Below are 16,673 nucleotides of genomic sequence, written 5' to 3'. Positions count from 1 at the left end.
CTTGAGAAGCAATTACCTCTGATAAGGGCTTTCTCATGCGATTTCCCCTTTATGCTTCTGTTTTAACGCTGGCAATACTGGCGGCGGGCTGTACCTCTCATGTGACTAATCAACAACAATATTCAGGATTTCTCGGCGATTACAGTGAATTGAAGGCCACCGAGTCGCCCAGCGGTAAACCGACCTTGCGCTGGATTTCACCCGATTACCATGATGCTGATTATAAAGGCGTGGTGTATACGCCAGTGGTCTATTATCCGGTGGCACACCCCACGGCACGTATCGATCAGCAAACATTGGATGCGATCCGCAGCTATACCGATACGCAACTCAAGCACGCGATTTCCCAGCGTAAACCGCTGGTGACGCAAAAAGGCCCTCACACGCTGGTAGTTAAAACCGCTATCACCGCCGTTTCTGCCGAAAATGAAGGCGTGCAGTTCTATGAAGTGGTGCCAATTGCCGCTGTTGTTGCCAGCACCATGGCAGCGACTGGACATCGCACGCAAAACAGCGCGCTGTTCCTCGAAATGGAAGCGCTGGATGCGCAGACTGGCAAGCCGCTGATCAAGGTGGTACGCAAGGCATTTGGTAAAAATCTGCCGAACAACAGTGCGCCAATCACACTTAACGATCTGCGTCCGGGCATCGACGAGATGGTCCGCGATGCGCTGACCTTCCCCGCACAGTAAATTCTCGCCCGGCGGCGTGCCGGGCTTAATGTTTTGTAAATCCTGCACATCCTTTGTCGCGCGCTGACTACGCTTTACGGCAGACCGCGATAAAGGAGAATGCCATGCGTTTACTGCCCGCCGCGCTACTGTTTGGCGCTTTAAGCACGTCCTTACCGTTATTCGCTGCCGATGTGCAGGTTCAGGTGCTTCAGGACAAGCTCGACCATCCGTGGTCCGTGGCTTTTCTACCCGATAATCAAACGCTGTTAATCACTGAACGATCCGGCCAGCTGCGCAGTTGGCAGCCGGGTAAAGGCTCGTCGCCACCGATCGGCGGGGTGCCGAAGGTGTGGGCGAATCGTCAGGGTGGCTTGCTGGATGTGGTGCTGGCACCGGACTTCGCCGAAAGCCGCCGCGTGTGGCTCAGCTACACCACCGCCGATGCCAGCGGTCGGGCGGGTGGCGTGGTGGGTTATGGTCGCCTGAGCGATGACAACCGTCAGCTGAGTGACTTTAAAGTGGTGCTGGAGCAAACGCCGAAGCTGTCGGGCGGCGCCAATATCGGCACGCGACTGGCATTTGATCGCCAGGGCTTTCTCTATATCGCCTTCGGTGACAACTTCGCCAGCAGCAGCGCGCAACAGCTGGATAAGCTCTCCGGTAAAATCGTGCGTCTGACCAAAGACGGTGAAATCCCGCCGGACAATCCGTTTGTTGATCGTCAAGGCGCGCGCGCGGAAATCTGGTCCTACGGCATGCGCAATCCGCAAGGGCTGGCGCTCAATCCGTGGACGCAGCAAATATGGGAAAGCGAACACGGCCCGCGCGGGGGTGATGAGGTCAACATCCCCGAGAAGGGCAAAAATTACGGCTGGCCGCTGGCGACGCACGGCATTGATTACAGCGGGCAGAAAGTGCCGGAAGCAAAGGGCAGTGAAGTGGAAGGCACTGAGCAACCGCTGCATTTCTGGAAAGTCTCGCCGGCCATCAGCGGCATGGCGTTCTACAACAGCGCGCGTTTCCCGCAGTGGAAAAATTCCCTGTTTATTGGTGCGCTGAAAGAGAAGAGTTTGATTCGCTTGCAGGTCAACGGCGAGAAAGTGGTGGAGGAGCAGAGATTGCTGGAAAATCGTGGTGAGCGTATTCGAGATGTGCGTCAAGGCCCGGATGGTTATCTGTACGTGCTAACCGATGAATCCAACGGCAAGCTGCTGAAAGTGGGGCTGCCAGACACAGCCAGCGCCCCACGCGGTTAAATTAGCGAGCCCAGTTACACACTTCCCATCCGCGCTGTTGTGCTTCCTGCAGCAGCAGCGGATTGGGATTGACCACCCACGCATGATCGGCATGTGCCAGCAGCGGTAAATCATTCATCGAATCGCTGTAAGCCCAGGTGCGTTCAAAGCGTTGATCTTGCTGTAAGGCTTTCCAGTCACTGAGGCGTGTCACTTTACCTTCGCGATAGGTCATGGTGCCGTAGGTTTGTCCGCTGTAGCGTTCATCCACCACTTCCACGCCAATCGCCAGCGCGCCGTGTACACCAAGGCGTTCGGCGATGGGCACCGCAAGATGATCGCCGCTGGCGGTGATGATCATTACCGTGTCGCCGCGCTGCTGGTGCCACGCAATACGCTCGCGGGCGGCAGGGAACACGCGCGGCATGATGTCGCGATGGATAAAGCGGCGTACCCAGCCTTCAACGGTCATCGTAGCCATGCCGGCGAGTGGCGCCAGCGTGGTGTTCATATACTCTTCAATGGATAACGTACCGGTGTGATATTGCTCCATCAGGATTTTCTCCTGCTGGATGATCTCTTCGGGGGCAAAGCCCTGTGAAACCAACCAGCGCAGCCAGAGGCTGGTGCTGTCTTCACAAATCAGGGTTTCGTCCAAATCGAAAATGGCTAAGTCCATCGCGGCTCTCCTCAGGCTGACTGAGTTCAGGTTAGCGGAAATTTGTGACTGGCTTAACCGTTCTGCGAAAAATCGGAATTACACGCAAAATTTTTCAATAGTCAGATGGGCAAAAGTGGCGGCGCTGCGCGGTTGGTGCCAGGGTTAGTCTAATAAACTCTATAAAACTTTACGATTGAGCGGTTTTTTTCGCTGGCCTGAACCGTTAGCGTGGGGCAAGACATGTCTTGCCTGCAAGAAAACCGAGATTTAACAAGGACAATCTGGTCACGCTCATGAGAAAAAACACCTTCGCTTCTGTCTGGCGGCCGTTGGCTGCGTCTTCACTTCTTTTACTCTTTATCCCCGCAGCCACCCTGGCTGAACAGGCACCTGCGGCACCGCAAATTGACGCCAAAGCCTGGATTTTAATGGATTACAACAGCGGCAAAGTGTTGGCGGAATCCAATGCCGATCAACGCCTCGATCCCGCCAGTTTGACCAAAATGATGACCAGCTATGTGGTCGGCCAGGCGCTGAAATCGGGCAAGATTCACAACGATGACATGGTTACCATCGGCCAGGATGCGTGGGCAACCGGCAATCCCAAGCTGCGCGGCTCATCGCTGATGTTCCTTAAGCCCGGCGATCGCATTCCGGTCTCTGAGCTGAATAAAGGTGTGGTGATTCAATCCGGCAACGATGCCTGTATCGCGCTGGCTGATTATGTCGCGGGCAGCCAGGATTCATTTATCGGGTTGATGAACAACTACGTCAAAGCCTTTGGCCTGCAAAACACCCACTTTATGACGGTACACGGCCTGGACGCCGAAGGGCAGTACAGCACCGCGCGTGATATGGCGATTATCGGCCAGCGCCTGATTAGCGATGTGCCGGAAGAGTATGCGATCAACAGCGAAAAAGAGTTCACTTTCAATAAGATTAAGCAGATGAACCGCAACCGTCTGCTGTGGAGCACCAATCTCAAGGTGGATGGCATTAAAACAGGTCACACCTCCGGCGCGGGTAACAATCTGGTGGCGTCGGCAACCGAAGGCGATATGCGGCTGATTTCCGTGGTGCTCGGTGCGGCGACCGATGCCACGCGTTTCCGCGAAAGTGAGAAGTTGCTGACGTGGGGCTTCCGCTTCTATGAAACCGTGACGCCGATTAAGGCCGATAAACCGTTTGCGCAGCAGCGCGTTTGGTTTGGCGATCGCAGCCAGGTCAATCTTGGCGTCGCAAAAGACGCCGCGATCACCATGCCAAAAGGGCAGATGAAAAACCTCAAGGCCAGCTTTACCCTAAATTCACCGCAGCTGGAAGCGCCGCTGGAGAAGAATCAGGTGGTGGGCACTATCGATTTCCAGCTGGATGGCAAAACCATTGAGCAACGTCCGCTGGTGACGATGGAAGCTGTGCCGGAAGGTGGCTTTGTTGGTCGCATTTGGGATTTCATCATGATGAAATTCCACGGCTGGTTCGGGAAGTGGTTTAGTTGAGACAAAAACGGTGCGCTTGATGCGCACCGTTTTTTACAGGCTCGTCATTAATGGCGACCCCATCGCTTACTCACGAATCCACCCTTTCTTAATCGGCATGGCGAACAGCGCGCGATACACCTGATGCGTAAACGCCAGCATGCGTTCGCCATACAGCTGCCACGCCATGTGCGACGCCAGACAACCCAGCAAGCCAACCAGGAATCCGCCCAGCATATCCAGCGGCCAGTGCACGCCAAGATAGACGCGTGACCAGGCGATGGCGCTGCCTATCACCAGCAACACCACACCTGACCAAAGGCGATGCCAGAAGATAAATGCCAGCGCAAAGGTGAAAATGGTGGTGCCGTGATCGCTCGGATAGGAATCATCAGGTCGGTGTGACAGTAACTGATGGCCAAAACCAATAGCGAACGGACGCGGATGCGGCAGCAGCTGGCCGACGCACCATGAAATGCTCAGCGCGTACAGCAGCGCCATGCCGGTTTTTAGCACCAGCTCGCGTTGAGACTGCACCTGATCGCGCGGTCCCCACAGCCACAGTGCCACAATCAGCAGCGGCACGATGGCTATCACATCTTTGGCGATAAAGGTTGCCAGACTAATTAGCCACTGCGGCGAATCCTGCGTGGCGTTGATCCATAAAAAGAGCGTGTGGTTCAGTGCTTCCATCACGATTCCTTGTCCTCGTCTTGTTTACCCAAAAAACTGCAGCGCAAAATTGTCTGCAAAATAAGCGTGATAGCCTAGAAGCGTCCGAACCAGGAATAAATAGTCGCGCTCTTAATCTTATCGCGGGTTGTTGGAGTGTTTAACTTTGATGAAAGTTGCATGAAGATTTAAAAAATCGACATCAGAGTGGCAGGATGGAATTTTTGTCTGAGAAGAACCTTAAGCGGCAGAATGGCAGCCATAAAAAAACCCGCAAGTCAGTGACCGGCGGGCTCCACAATTTGGGGATTTCAAAGAAAAGCAGTGGCACTTATTCAGACTGCGACCCCAGAAGAAAGTTCTGGACAGCGCAAAAATATTTTTATAAAGGCAAAAGCGGCCAGATTATCACGATCAGGGTACCGGCCAGCGTCAGCAAAACATTCGCGATCGCATACGTTCCTGCATAGCCCAAGGCTGGGATGCTGCTGCGCGCGGTATCGCTGATGATCTCCATCGCTGGCGCACAGGTACGCGCGCCCATGATGGCACCAAACAGCAGCGCGCGGTTCATACGCAGCACGTAAGCGCCGAACAGATAGCAAATCACCACCGGCAGCAAACTGACCAGCAAGCCACTCAGCAGCATCAACGCGCCGGCGCTGCCGAAACCGTGCTGCAAGCCGCTGCCCGCGCTCAGACCTACGCCCGCCATAAACACCATCAGGCCAAACTCTTTCACCATCGTCAGCGCACCCTGCGGGATGTAGCCAAATGTAGGATGGTTAGCGCGCATAAAGCCCAGCATGATGCCTGCGAACAACAATCCAGCGGCGTTACCGATGCCGAAGCTGAAATTGCTGAACTGGAAGGTGATCATCCCGACCATCAAGCCGACGATAAAGAAGGCGCAGAAGGCCAGCAGATCGGTGATTTGGCTGTGAATGGCGATAAAGCCAATGCGATCGGCCAGGCTTTTCACGCGACGCGCTTCGCCGCTTACCTGCAGCACGTCGCCTTTGTTTAGCATAATGCTGTCATCGATCGGCATTTCGATTTGGCTGCGAATCACCCGGTTGAGGAAGCAGCCGTGATCGGTCAGTTTGAGATGACTCAGGCGCTTGTTCACCGCGTTGTGATTTTTCACCACAATCTCTTCGGTGACGATGCGCATATCCAGCAGGTCACGGTCGAACACCTCTTTGCCGTTACGGAAACTGGGATCAAGACGCGCGTGCGCATCGGGATAGCCCACCAGCGAGATATCGTCGCCCAGCTGCAGCATCGCGTCACCGTCCGGGCTGGCGAGAATACCGTTACGGCGCAAACGCTCGATGTAGCAGCCGGTCTGGCGATGAATGCCCAGCTCGCGCAGGTTTTTACCGCCGCTCCACTCCACCAGTTCCGGACCCACGCGATACGCGCGGATCACCGGTAGAAACACTTTGCGCTGGCTATCAGCGTCGAGGCCGCGCTCGCGCGCGATTTGCTGCGCGCAAGTCGGCAGATCCTGATGCTGCAGGCGCGGCAGATAGCGGGCGCCAAAAATCAGGCTGACTAAACCCACCAGATAAGTGAGGGCATAACCGAGGCTGAGGTTATCCTGCATCAAAGTGAGCTGATGGCTGTCGCTGATACTTTGCCGCAACGTATCGCCAGCACCTACCAGCACCGGCGTTGAGGTCATTGAACCGGCCAACATGCCCGCGGTTAAACCAATATCCCAGCCGAATACTTTGCCGAGCGTCAGGGCGATTAACAGCGCGCTGACCACCATGACAATCGCCAGAAAGAAGTAGTTTTTACCGTCGCGGAAAAATATCGAGAAAAAGTTAGGCCCGGCTTCGACGCCAACACAAAAAATAAACAACATAAAGCCAAGACTTAATGCGTCAGTATTAATGGCGAAATGCTGTTGACCTAAAATCAACGAAACAACCAGGACTCCAATGGAATTACCGAGTTGGACCGAGCCGAGGCGTAATTTACCTAAGCAGAGTCCGAGGGCTAAAACGACAAATAATAACAGAACGTCATTTCCGCTTAACAATTCTGCGACGTTAATGTTCACGGTTTAACTTCTTCTTAACCTGTAACCAGTTGATGAGAGGGACTTTTTTCGCTATCTTGTGCCGAACGTTAAAGTTCCTGCAACAAAAGCGTTCAAGCCGAAATCTAAAGCGGCGTCATTCTAATCATAATTAACACCCTCAGCTATCGGCAGTTTTCATTCCTTTCGCCTCCAGCTGTTTCTTTTTATTTCCAGTCGTGCGCATCAGGGCAATAAAAGTTTCATAATTGTTAACGTCAAAGTTGAGGATAATTATGTTGCAGCGCAATAATCGCTGGCCAGCATCCATTCTGGGCGTGATGCTTTATACGCTGGTGTTTATTTATGCACATCATTTCTGGGCCGCCGCCAGTGAACAAGCCGTACGCGGACAGCCAGAATTACTGCTGTTTTTACTGCCGGGATGTGTGATGGCGCTACTGCAGCCGGAAAGTCCGCTTATCAGCACCTTGTGGGTCGCGCTAGGCGGTACGCTGCTGGGTATGATGTGGTTAATGCTAGCGGTGCCAATGACGCACAGCGGCTTGTTGATTGTGGCCTGGAGTTTGAGTGCGCTGTTTTGGGCGGGCTGTGGTGCGCTGCTGGTGCGCTTGCTGCGGATTATGCTGGCGATGCGAGCCGAATAGCACCTGCAAAAACGGGCCCGCAGGCCCGTTCTCTTAGGCTTCGATACCCAGGTTTTCTTTGGTCCAGGCAGCGAATTCGGTGTAACCACCGATGTGCTGATCGTCGAGGAAAATCTGCGGCACGGTTGTCACCGGCTTGCCGGCACGGGCTTCCAGATCGGCTTTAGTAATGCCGGTGGCCTGAATATCCACGTACTGATAGTTAAAATCGTCGCGCTCGCTGGTCAGCTTAGCCGCCAACTCTTTCGCACGTACGCAGTAAGGGCAGCTAGAACGGCCAAAAATCACTGCAATCATTGCTTCTCTCCTTCCGCTGCTGTTTTGTGACTAGAATCACATCACAGCGTGAATAATGCGTCACATCATGCCCGCCCATCCTGCTTAAAGGAAGAAGAATATACCTGTTACTCTAATACTTACCGCCTATACATTGGGTAAAATGCGGCTAACGCTGAAAGAACAATCAAGGAACCATCGCATGCGTAATCTCGCCACATTACCCAAACCCGTGTTGCTACTCGAAGTGCTCGGCGTGCTTGCCGTGATTGGCGCCTTGTTGCTTACCAACGATTGGGTGAGCGCACCTGATTTCATCGCCAAAAAGCCGCTGGCGACGCTGCTGTTTTTTCTTGGCATCGCGCTGATGCTGCCTGCGGCATGGATGATGATGTGGCGCACGGCGAAGGCGATGGCCCCGCAATTGTTCAATCATTCCAACAAAAAGAAGTAACCACCGGAGAGAATTTATGACGCCGACTATCGATTTACTGTGCAGCCACCGTTCCATTCGCGCTTTTACCGAACAGGGCATTGACGAGGCGCAACGCAGCGCCATCATTGCAGCGGCACAAGCGGCTTCGACCTCCAGCTTTTTACAGTGCTCCTCAATTATTCGTATCACCGATCCCGCTAAGCGCGAGCAGCTGGTCCAGCTGACCGGCGGCCAGCCTTGGGTCAGCGCAGCGGCGGAGTTTTGGGTGTTCTGCGCGGATTTCAATCGTCATCAACAGATCTGCCCGGATGCGCAACTGGGGCGTGCTGAACAGCTGCTGCTCGGTTGCGTTGATACCGCGCTGATGGCGCAAAATGCCATGGTGGCGGCGGAATCGCTGGGCCTTGGCGGCGTATTTATTGGCGGGATTCGCAACAGCATCGCTGAAGTGACCGAGCTGCTTGAACTGCCGAAGTTTGTGCTGCCGCTGTTCGGCTTCTGCATCGGCCATCCGGCTGATACACCCGATGTTAAACCCCGCATGCCGCACGCGATGCTGGTACATGAAAACCGCTATCATGCAGTCGATAAAAATCTGTTGGCGCAATACGATGAGCAAATTACCGCCTATTATCAGCAGCGTGATAGCAACCAGCGTTCCGAAACCTGGAGTCAGCTGATTCAGCGTCTGATCATTAAAGAAACGCGTCCCTTCATACTGGATTACCTGCATCAGCAGGGCTGGGCGACGCGCTAAGCACAAGGAACTCTGTAATGAAAATGGCCATTCTCACTCGCGATGGATCGATCTATTCGTGTAAGCGTCTGCGCGACGCCGCGGAGGAGCGTGGCCATCAAGTGCAGATGATCGATCCGCTCTCCTGCTACATGAACATCAATTCCGATTCGCCTGCGGTGCACTATCGCGGCGAGGCGCTGGGGCATTTTGATGCGGTGATCCCGCGCATCGGCACCGCTACCACTTTTTACGGCACCGCGGTGCTGCGTCAGTTCGAAGTGCGCGGCAGCTATCCACTCAATGAATCGGTGGCCATTACCCGCGCGCGCGACAAACTGCGTTCGCTGCAGCTGCTGGCGCGTGAGGGCATTGATATGCCGATCACCGGTTTTGCTTCTTCGCCGGATGATACTGATGATTTGATCGCGATGGTGGGCGGTGCGCCGCTGGTGGTGAAACTGGTGGAGGGCACACAGGGCATCGGTGTGGTGCTGGCGGAAACGCGGCAGGCAGCGGAGAGCGTGATTGACGCTTTTCGTGGCCTCAATGCCCATATTCTGGTGCAGGAGTTCATCAAGGAAGCGCAAGGACGCGATATTCGCTGCCTGGTGATTGGCAATGAAGTGGTGGCAGCGATTGAGCGCGAGGCGAAAGAGGGCGATTTTCGCTCCAATCTGCATCGCGGCGGCAAAGCGCGTGCGGTGGAGATCACTGAACAGGAGCGCGAAATCGCGGTGAAAGCCGCCAGTACGCTGGGGCTGGAAGTGGCCGGTGTGGATATCCTGCGCGCCCAGCGTGGTCCGCTGGTTATGGAAGTGAACGCCTCGCCGGGACTGGAAGGGATTGAGGGCATTACCGGTTTAGATATCGCCACCATGATGATCACGTGGATTGAGCAGCACGCTTGCCCCGGCTATCGTCCTAAAACCGGCGGCTAACCGGCGCTTTTCAGCGGTTTTCGTGGCATCCAGATCGGTTTTTCCGTAAGCTAAGGCGCTTATTTCTTCACCCCACAGGATATTACGATGGATTCACTGGTCGTTCCGGACATTGACGTACTGCGTCGCTGGCTGGATCAACAAAATATCACCTGGTTCGAATGCGATGCCTGTCAGGCACTGCACCTGCCGCACATGCAGAATTTTGACGGGGTGTTTGATGCAAAAATTGACCTGGTGGATAACGTTATCCTCTTCTCCGCGCTGGCAGAAGTAAAACCGACGGCGCTGATTCCGCTGGTGGGCGATCTCTCGCAGATCAACGCCAGTTCGCTAACGATTAAAGCCTTTGTTGATATTCAGGACGACAATCTGCCGAAGCTGATTGTCTGCCAGTCGATCAGTACCAGCGCCGGATTAACCTTCGGGCAGTTCTCCCACTTTATGAAGCAGAGTGAAGAGGGCGTTTCTATGGTAATCATGGAAGCCTTTGCTAACCACCTGCTGGTGGTTGAAGAAGAAGAGGAGCGACAGCCGAGCTCCAGCAGCCACGCGATGCTGCACTGAGTTCCCCGCCTCGCTAACTGCCGCTTTTTGCGGCAGTTTTCATTTTTGCCCCACCACTTTTTATTCTGCACTTTGCCCTTTATTGCCAGATATTAGTCGTGCTTTATGCCACTAGTGCCAAACCCCATAGCAGAAACATGCATAACTCATCGCAAAAAGGCGTTTTTTAAGCTGGGATCTGGTGAAGGTGGTGCGGGGGGGCTATTCTTGCGGGGCTGCTTGAGACGTGCAACCTCAGCGCAGGTATAGGTTTTTGCTATTAAACTCCCGCTGAATATTGATTCATTGTGTGCCTGTGATTTAACAGAAAACGCAACGTCCGGATCGCCGTGTATGCAGCGTTGTGATGACCCGCTCAGGAGGAAGTAAAACATGTTCAACCAACGTCAAAAATGGTTGTCAGGTGTGGTTGCTGGTGCATTGATGGCTGCGGCCGGCGGTGTGCAGGCCGAAGGCAGTACGGTACATGTGTATAACTGGTCCGATTATATCGCGGCGGATACCGTGCCGAACTTCGAAAAGCAGACCGGCGATAAAGTGGTTTATGACGTCTTTGATTCCAACGAAGTGTTGGAAGGCAAATTAATGGCGGGCAGTACCGGCTACGACGTGGTGGTGCCGTCGTCCAGCTTCCTCGCGCGTCAGCTGCAATCCGGCGTATTCCAGGAGCTGGATAAGAGCAAGCTGCCGAACTACAAAAACCTTGATCCCGATCTGATGAAGAAACTGGAGCAGCACGATCCGGGTAACAAATTTGCGATTCCTTATCTGTGGGGCACCACCGGCATCGGCTATAACGTCGATAAAGTGAAAGCCGCACTGGGCAAAGATGTGCCGCTGGATAGCTGGGATCTGGTGCTGAAACCGGAAAACCTGGAAAAACTGAAAGGCTGTGGGGTTTCCTTCCTTGATGCGCCGGAAGAGATTTTCGCTACTGTGCTGAACTACCTTGGCAAAGATCCCAACAGCTCTGACGCGAAAGATTACTCTGGCGCAGCCACTGATTTGCTGCTGAAACTGCGTCCGAACATCCGTTACTTCCACTCGTCGCAGTACATCAACGACCTGGCGAACGGCAACATCTGCGTGGCGATTGGCTGGTCGGGCGATATCCTGCAGGCGAAAGATCGTGCGGACAAAGCCAACAATGGCGTGCATGTCGGCTATATCGTGCCAAAGCAGGGCGCACTGGCATTCTTTGACATGTTCGCGATTCCAAAAGACGCGAAAAATGTGGAAGGCGCCTACCAATTCCTTAATTACATGATGGATCCCAAAGTCATCGCTGACGTTTCCAACAACATGAACTACGCCAACGGTAACAAAGCCTCGCTGCCGTTGATCAATGCGGACGTGCGCAACAATCCGGGCATTTTCCCAACGCCGGATGCCATGGCCAAACTGTTTGTGCTCAAGGTCCAGGATCCGAAACTGGATCGTGTGCGCACCCGTGCATGGACTAAAGTAAAAAGTGGTAAGTAATTCGTTCTGAACGATTATTGCCTGAAGACGACAGCAGAGGCGCAGTAATGGCCTCTGTTGTGCCATTTTTAGCGGCTGGCTGTGCCGCGCGATTTTAGCGCCGGAGAAATGTTAGTGAACGACGCGATTCCCCGCCCCCCAAATAAAACGGCTAAGGCGATGACGCCGCTGCTGGAAATTCGCAACCTGACTAAATCTTTTGACGGCCAGCACGCCGTGGATGATGTCAGTCTGACCATTTACAAAGGTGAGATTTTTGCGCTGCTGGGCGCATCCGGCTGTGGTAAATCGACCTTGCTGCGCATGCTGGCGGGATTCGAACCGCCCACCAGCGGCCAGATTGTGCTGGATGGCCAGGATCTCTCCCATGTTCCGCCGTATCAGCGCCCGATCAACATGATGTTCCAGTCCTACGCACTGTTCCCGCACATGACGGTGGAGCAGAACATCGCCTTTGGCCTGAAGCAGGACAAACTGCCGAAAGGCGAAATCAGCAGCCGCGTTGAAGAGATGCTGTCGCTGGTGCATATGCAGGAGTTCGCGAAGCGTAAGCCGCATCAGCTCTCTGGCGGTCAGCGTCAGCGTGTGGCGCTGGCGCGTAGCCTGGCGAAGCGGCCCAAACTGCTGCTGCTCGACGAGCCGATGGGCGCACTGGATAAAAAGCTGCGTGACCGCATGCAGCACGAAGTGGTCGATATTCTCGAGCGCGTCGGCGCCACCTGCGTAATGGTGACGCACGATCAGGAAGAAGCGATGACCATGGCGGGCCGCATCGCCATCATGAACCGCGGTAAATTTGTGCAGATTGGTGAGCCGGAAGAGATCTACGAGCATCCCACCAGCCGCTACAGCGCCGAGTTCATCGGTTCGGTAAACGTGTTCGAAGGCTTACTGCGCGAACGCGGTGAAGACGCGCTGATCATCGATGCGCCGGGCCTGGTGCATCCGCTGAAAGTGCAGACCGATGTTTCTGTCGTCGATAACGTGCCGGTCCATGTGGCGCTGCGTCCGGAAAAAGTGATGCTGTGCGAAGAGGTGCCTGCCGATGGCTGTAACTTTGCCGTAGGTGAAGTGGTGCATATCGCCTATCTCGGCGACCTGTCGATTTATCACGTGCGCCTGCGCAGCGGCCAGATGATCAGCGCACAGTTGCAAAACGCCCACCGCTACCGCAAAGGCGCGCCAACGTGGGGCGATGAAGTGCGTCTCTGCTGGGACGCCGACAGCTGTGTGGTTCTGACGGTTTAAGGGGGCGATATGAGCCAGATTTCTCAACGCAGCGAGCCCGAAGTGGTGGGCACGCCGCTGCAGCGCTGGGCGACGCGCATCAAGATGCAGCACGGCCGCAAGCTGGTGATTGCCATGCCATATCTGTGGCTGATCCTGCTGTTCCTGCTGCCGTTCCTGATCGTGCTGAAGATCAGCTTTGCCGATATTGCGCGCGCTATTCCGCCGTACACCGATTTGGTCACCTGGGCCGATGGTCAGCTCAATCTGGTACTCAATCTCGGTAATTACTTCACGCTGACCGACGATCCGCTGTATGCCGATGCGTACCTGACGTCGCTGAAAGTGGCGGGCATCTCCACCATTATCTGCCTGATGATCGGATATCCGCTGGCGTGGGCGGTGGCGCACAGCAAGCCGTCAATGCGCACTATTTTGCTGCTGCTGGTGATCCTGCCATCGTGGACCTCGTTCCTGGTGCGCGTTTACGCGTGGATGGGCCTGCTCAACAACAACGGCATTCTCAACCGCTTCCTGATGTGGCTCGGCGTGATCGATCATCCGCTGGTGATCCTCTACACCAACACGGCGGTGTATATCGGGATCGTTTACTGCTATCTGCCGTTTATGGTGCTGCCAATTTATACCGCGCTGACGCGTATAGATTATTCGCTGGTGGAAGCCTCGCTGGATCTCGGTGCACGTCCGCTGAAGACCTTTTTCAGCGTGATTGTGCCGCTGACCAAAGGCGGGATTATTGCCGGCTCAATGCTGGTGTTTATTCCGGCGGTCGGCGAGTACGTGATCCCGGAACTGCTCGGCGGTCCGGACAGCATCATGATTGGGCGTATTTTGTGGCAGGAGTTCTTTAACAACCGTGACTGGCCGGTAGCGTCCGCGCTGGCGGTGATCATCCTGTTGATTCTGATATTGCCGATTATCTGGTTCCACAAGCATCAGAATCGTGAAGTGGGAGAGAAAGAATGAGCCAGTTACCGACTATTCGCTCTCCGTGGCGCACTGTGATTCTGCTGCTGTGCTTTATGTTCCTCTATGCGCCGATGCTGCTACTGGTGGTTTATTCCTTCAATAGTTCGCCGCTGGTCACGGTATGGGAGAGCTTCTCGTTCCACTGGTACAACGTATTGTTCCAGGATCAGGCGATGCTGGATGCGGTGGGACTCAGCCTGACCATCGCCGCGCTCTCAGCCACCATGGCGGTGGTGCTCGGCACCATGGCGGCGGTGGTGATTGTGCGCTTTGGCCGCTTCCGTGGACACAACGGCTTCGCCTTTATGCTGACGGCGCCGCTGGTGATGCCCGATGTGATCACCGGTTTGTCCTTGCTGCTGCTGTTTGTGGCGATGGGCAATACCTTTGGCTGGCCAAGCGATCGCGGCATGCTGACCATCTGGCTGGCGCACGTGACCTTCTGTACTGCTTACGTGGCGGTGGTGATCAATTCGCGTTTGCGTGAACTGGATCGCTCAATTGAAGAGGCGGCGATGGATCTCGGCGCAACGCCGGTGAAAGTGTTCTTCGTGATCACCGTACCGATGATCGCGCCCGCGATCGTTACCGGCTGGCTGCTGGCGTTTACCTTGTCGCTGGACGATTTAGTGATTGCCAGCTTCGTGACCGGCCCAGGCGCGACCACCTTGCCGATGGCGATTTTCGCCACCGTGCGTCGTGGCGTCAATCCGGAGATCAACGCTTTAGCCTCGCTGATTCTGTTTGTCGTCGGTTTAGTTGGTTTTATCGCCTGGCGCTTTATGGCGCACGAAGAAAAGCAGCGTTTACGCGATATTCAGAAAGCAAAACGTGGCTGAAAGCCGTAACATTTGTCACTATAAGAACGGGCTGATTTTATCGGCCCGTTTTATTATGGTTACGGAGCGACACCATGTCGGAAACCCTGAAACACGGTTCAATGATTAACGCTACACCGGTGCCCGTGATGGTGGCGGGCAGCGCTATCATCATTACGCGTTGCCTCAGCGTGTTGATGCTGGCCAACGAACTGGGTTACGACGAACTCGCCAACTTCGTGCATCGCAGCGCGCAAGCCTGGGATTCCACCCTGATCTTTATCGCTAGCCAGCTGATTTTCCTGTTTGAACTGCGCTGCGCCTTTATTCTGATGCGCGGCAACAATCGTGGGCGCTGGGGCTATGTCGCGACGCAAATCATTGTGCTGATCTACATGTTGATGGCATCGGTGGGCTGGATCTACCCGGAAATTTTTAGCATTCCCGGTGAAAGTAATGCGCAGATCATTCATCACACGCTGCTGCAAAAGCTCCCGGATGTGTTGGTATTAGGGCTGCTGTTTGTGCCGGCCAGCAGTCGCGCTTTTTTCCGGCGCCGGTGATACAATCGCCCCCCATTTTTTCTCCCGATTCTGACTACAGGCATTTGCATGCATTGCGCGCTATATGATGCCGGTCGCTGTCGTTCGTGTCAGTGGCTGGAAAAACCCTATCCGCAACAGCTCAACGACAAGCAGTCGCTGCTTGAACAACTGCTGGCTGAAAAGCCGGTGGGCGAATGGCTGCCGCCGGTGCAATCCGCGCAGCAAGGGTTTCGCAATAAGGCCAAAATGGTAGTCAGCGGGAGCGTAGAGCGGCCGATTTTGGGCATGGTGGCGCGCGACGGTGAACCGGTCGATCTCTGCGCTTGTCCGCTCTATCCTGACAGCTTCAGTGCGGTGTTCGCCCAGCTCAAACCTTTTATCGCCCGCGCCGGTTTAACGCCCTACAACGTGGCGCGTAAACGCGGTGAGCTGAAATTTCTGCTGCTGACGGAGAGTACGCAGGGCGGCATGATGCTGCGTTTTGTGCTGCGTTCCACCAGCAAGCTGCAGCAGCTGCGCGACGCCTTGCCGTGGCTGCAACAGCAGCTGCCGCAGCTGAAGGTGATTTCCGCCAATATTCAGCCGGTGCATATGGCGATTCTTGAAGGTGATGAAGAGATTGCGCTGACGCCGGATCAGGCGCTAGCGGAGCGCTTTAATCAGGTTCCGCTCTATATTCGCCCGCAAAGCTTCTTCCAGACCAACCCACTGGTTGCAGCCGATCTCTATGCCACCGCGCGCGATTGGGTCGCGCACTTGCCGGTGAGCGGCATGTGGGATCTGTTTTGTGGCGTCGGGGGATTTGGCCTGCACTGTGCAACGCCCGAAATGCAGCTGACCGGCATCGAAATCAATGCTGAAGCCATCACCTGTGCGCAGCAGTCGGCGCAGCAGCTGGGATTAGAAAAAGTGAGTTTTGCCGCGCTGGATTCCACGCAGTTCGCCACTTCACGGGAAGCGGTGCCGCAGTTGGTGTTGGTGAATCCGCCACGTCGCGGTATTGGCGCAGAGTTGTGTGCTTATCTCAGTGAGATGGCGCCGGATTACCTTCTCTATTCCAGCTGCAATCCCAGCAGCATGGCGCAGGATATCGCGCGTCTGGCTGATTATGACGTGAGCCGCGTGCAGCTGTTCGACATGTTCCCGCATACCGCGCATTTTGAAGTGCTGTGCTTGCTGAGCAAGAAGGGTGGGACGGCGTAACGTTCACCTGCACGGAGGACGTGCAGAACCTGGCA

Annotated in this window: 18 protein-coding genes; 14 read left to right on the top strand and 4 right to left on the bottom strand. The window is 55.0% G+C overall.

The features are described 5' to 3' along the window. The first annotated feature begins 35 nt into the window (after positions 1 to 35). The gene (locus MWH02_RS04835; RefSeq protein ID WP_222233194.1) at positions 36 to 692 is read left to right on the top strand and encodes a DUF3313 domain-containing protein; all 657 of its coding nucleotides are present in this window, start codon (positions 36 to 38) and stop codon (positions 690 to 692) included. A 104-nt stretch (positions 693 to 796) separates the two neighbouring features. Beyond that, positions 797 to 1,930 (top strand): PQQ-dependent sugar dehydrogenase, encoded by a 1,134-nt coding sequence (locus MWH02_RS04830; protein ID WP_192236548.1) that lies wholly within the window; start codon positions 797 to 799, stop codon positions 1,928 to 1,930. A 1-nt stretch (position 1,931) separates the two neighbouring features. Here the strand turns inward: MWH02_RS04830 and MWH02_RS04825 are convergent, their stop codons facing one another. Further along, on the bottom strand, positions 1,932 to 2,588 hold the full coding sequence (locus MWH02_RS04825) for an HAD family hydrolase (RefSeq protein WP_101760994.1): 657 nt from the start codon (positions 2,586 to 2,588) through the stop codon (positions 1,932 to 1,934). Between the two features lie 275 nt (positions 2,589 to 2,863). On the opposite strand from MWH02_RS04825, the gene MWH02_RS04820 reads away from it, so the two are divergent. Beyond that, on the top strand, positions 2,864 to 4,069 hold the full coding sequence (locus MWH02_RS04820; RefSeq protein ID WP_271459993.1) for a serine hydrolase: 1,206 nt from the start codon (positions 2,864 to 2,866) through the stop codon (positions 4,067 to 4,069). A 66-nt stretch (positions 4,070 to 4,135) separates the two neighbouring features. On the opposite strand, the gene ybjG is transcribed toward MWH02_RS04820, so the two are convergent. Together ybjG and MWH02_RS04810 are read right to left on the bottom strand one after the other, a co-directional pair. Next, the gene (ybjG, locus tag MWH02_RS04815; RefSeq protein WP_271459992.1) at positions 4,136 to 4,741 is read right to left on the bottom strand and encodes an undecaprenyl-diphosphate phosphatase; all 606 of its coding nucleotides are present in this window, start codon (positions 4,739 to 4,741) and stop codon (positions 4,136 to 4,138) included. Positions 4,742 to 5,102: 361 nt separating this feature from the next. Then, positions 5,103 to 6,791, bottom strand: a complete 1,689-nt coding sequence (locus MWH02_RS04810) for an aspartate:alanine antiporter (protein WP_101760991.1) — start codon at positions 6,789 to 6,791, stop codon at positions 5,103 to 5,105. Positions 6,792 to 7,045: 254 nt separating this feature from the next. Between MWH02_RS04810 and ybjM the strand changes: the two genes are divergently transcribed. Beyond that, complete coding sequence (gene ybjM, locus MWH02_RS04805) at positions 7,046 to 7,417, top strand: inner membrane protein YbjM (protein ID WP_271459991.1); 372 nt, start codon at positions 7,046 to 7,048, stop codon at positions 7,415 to 7,417. Positions 7,418 to 7,450: 33 nt separating this feature from the next. On the opposite strand, the gene MWH02_RS04800 is transcribed toward ybjM, so the two are convergent. Then, entirely contained in the window at positions 7,451 to 7,714 is a 264-nt protein-coding gene (locus MWH02_RS04800) for a GrxA family glutaredoxin (protein WP_007887673.1), read from the bottom strand. A gap of 181 nt (positions 7,715 to 7,895) precedes the next feature. Here MWH02_RS04800 and MWH02_RS04795 point away from each other — a divergent pair, with 181 nt between their 5' ends. From MWH02_RS04795 to rlmC, 10 genes are all read left to right on the top strand, one after another. Then, positions 7,896 to 8,147 (top strand): DUF1418 family protein, encoded by a 252-nt coding sequence (locus MWH02_RS04795; RefSeq protein WP_101760989.1) that lies wholly within the window; start codon positions 7,896 to 7,898, stop codon positions 8,145 to 8,147. Between the two features lie 16 nt (positions 8,148 to 8,163). Beyond that, positions 8,164 to 8,886, top strand: a complete 723-nt coding sequence (gene nfsA, locus MWH02_RS04790; RefSeq protein ID WP_101760988.1) for an oxygen-insensitive NADPH nitroreductase — start codon at positions 8,164 to 8,166, stop codon at positions 8,884 to 8,886. A 17-nt stretch (positions 8,887 to 8,903) separates the two neighbouring features. Beyond that, positions 8,904 to 9,806 carry a 30S ribosomal protein S6--L-glutamate ligase gene (gene rimK / locus MWH02_RS04785; protein ID WP_137385472.1) on the top strand — a complete coding sequence of 301 codons (903 nt, stop codon included), beginning with the start codon at positions 8,904 to 8,906 and terminating at the stop codon, positions 9,804 to 9,806. An 87-nt stretch (positions 9,807 to 9,893) separates the two neighbouring features. Next, the gene (locus MWH02_RS04780) at positions 9,894 to 10,373 is read left to right on the top strand and encodes a type III secretion system chaperone family protein (RefSeq protein WP_008102469.1); all 480 of its coding nucleotides are present in this window, start codon (positions 9,894 to 9,896) and stop codon (positions 10,371 to 10,373) included. A gap of 372 nt (positions 10,374 to 10,745) precedes the next feature. Then, a complete protein-coding gene (potF, locus tag MWH02_RS04775; RefSeq protein WP_101760986.1) occupies positions 10,746 to 11,855 on the top strand; it encodes a spermidine/putrescine ABC transporter substrate-binding protein PotF in 1,110 nt (369 codons plus the stop codon). Between the two features lie 114 nt (positions 11,856 to 11,969). Then, on the top strand, positions 11,970 to 13,103 hold the full coding sequence (gene potG / locus MWH02_RS04770; RefSeq protein ID WP_158238594.1) for a putrescine ABC transporter ATP-binding subunit PotG: 1,134 nt from the start codon (positions 11,970 to 11,972) through the stop codon (positions 13,101 to 13,103). A 9-nt stretch (positions 13,104 to 13,112) separates the two neighbouring features. Further along, positions 13,113 to 14,069 carry a putrescine ABC transporter permease PotH gene (potH, locus tag MWH02_RS04765; protein ID WP_101760984.1) on the top strand — a complete coding sequence of 319 codons (957 nt, stop codon included), beginning with the start codon at positions 13,113 to 13,115 and terminating at the stop codon, positions 14,067 to 14,069. Further along, on the top strand, positions 14,066 to 14,911 hold the full coding sequence (gene potI / locus MWH02_RS04760) for a putrescine ABC transporter permease PotI (RefSeq protein ID WP_271459990.1): 846 nt from the start codon (positions 14,066 to 14,068) through the stop codon (positions 14,909 to 14,911). Before potH ends, potI begins: the two co-directional genes overlap by 4 nt. A gap of 74 nt (positions 14,912 to 14,985) precedes the next feature. Then, positions 14,986 to 15,453 carry a YbjO family protein gene (locus MWH02_RS04755; RefSeq protein WP_101760982.1) on the top strand — a complete coding sequence of 156 codons (468 nt, stop codon included), beginning with the start codon at positions 14,986 to 14,988 and terminating at the stop codon, positions 15,451 to 15,453. 48 nt (positions 15,454 to 15,501) lie between these two features. Beyond that, entirely contained in the window at positions 15,502 to 16,638 is a 1,137-nt protein-coding gene (gene rlmC / locus MWH02_RS04750; RefSeq protein ID WP_271459989.1) for a 23S rRNA (uracil(747)-C(5))-methyltransferase RlmC, read from the top strand. Positions 16,639 to 16,673: the final 35 nt, after the last annotated feature.

It is taken from the genome of Pantoea leporis, from assembly GCF_028048155.1.
GTDB classification, from domain to species: Bacteria; Pseudomonadota; Gammaproteobacteria; order Enterobacterales; family Enterobacteriaceae; genus Pantoea; species Pantoea leporis.
This window is presented reverse-complemented; position numbering and strand designations above follow the sequence as displayed.